1 protein-coding gene and 1 pseudogene are annotated in these 919 nt (G+C 67.4%); one reads left to right on the top strand and one right to left on the bottom strand.

Annotated elements, in window-relative coordinates; all coding sequences use genetic code 11:
• A pseudogene (locus NS220_RS18780) lies at nucleotides 1-346 on the bottom strand (Fe-S cluster assembly protein SufB); the annotation flags it as partial.
• A 249-nt stretch (nucleotides 347-595) separates the two neighbouring features.
• Here NS220_RS18780 and NS220_RS18775 point away from each other — a divergent pair.
• The coding region (locus tag NS220_RS18775) for a COX15/CtaA family protein (RefSeq protein WP_193755432.1) at nucleotides 596-919 on the top strand (324 nt) is incomplete at its 3' end.

Here is a 919-nt window from a genome sequence, read left to right as displayed (position 1 = left end):
CGGGGATGCCGAGCTTCTCGTACGTGTTGCGGATCTCCTCGGGGAGCTCCTCCCACGAACCGGCCTGCTTCTCGGTCGAGCGCACGAAGTACTTGATGTTGTCGAAGTCGATCTCCGACAGGTCCGCGCCCCACGTGGGCATGGGCTTGCGGCCGAAGAGCTGGTAGCCCTTCAGACGCGTCTTCAGCATCCACTCGGGCTCGGACTTGAGGGCGGAGATCCCGCGCACCACGTCCTCGTTGATCCCGCGCTGGGCGACCGCGCCGGCGGCGTCGGTGTCGTGCCAGCCGAACTCGTATTGCCCCAGGCTTTCGAGCTCGGGTCGGTCGATGAGTACATCGGACATGGTGATCACTCTCCTTCTCGGGCCTCAACGGTGTCATCCGCCCCGACATTCCAGACTCCGGTCGAAGTCTCAGGAAGGTCGCTGGTGGGCCCGCTCGAAGGCGCTGGCTGCGCGCCTAGACTGTCTCTGGTGCCGAACGCGTGAGCGCTGCACCCGGACCCTTTGATTCTACAGGCAAGACCCGCTCCTGGCACGGCAGCACCGCTGCCCCGACGGCCCCGAGCGGCCCGCTGCCAGGAAGCCCGACGCATGTCCTCCGCCTCGTCCTCCCCCTCTCGCTCCCGCGGCGCGGGTGTCCTCAACCGCTTCGTCGCGTGGCTGCCTCATGACGTCGACCGTCGCGTGCGCGTCTTCGCGTGGCTGTCGTTCGTGGCCGAGGTGCTGATCATCGGCACGGGCGGTGCCGTGCGGCTGACCGGTTCCGGGCTCGGCTGTCCCACATGGCCGCGCTGTACCGCCGATTCCCTCGTGAACACGCCGGAGATGGGCATCCACGGGATCATCGAGTTCGGCAACCGCACGCTCACCGGGCTCGTCGGCATCCTCGCTCTCATCGTGGTCGTGCTCGTCTGG

The organism is Microbacterium testaceum (genome assembly GCF_001476655.1).
In the GTDB taxonomy this organism is placed as follows: Bacteria; Actinomycetota; Actinomycetes; order Actinomycetales; family Microbacteriaceae; genus Microbacterium; species Microbacterium testaceum_C.
This window is presented reverse-complemented; position numbering and strand designations above follow the sequence as displayed.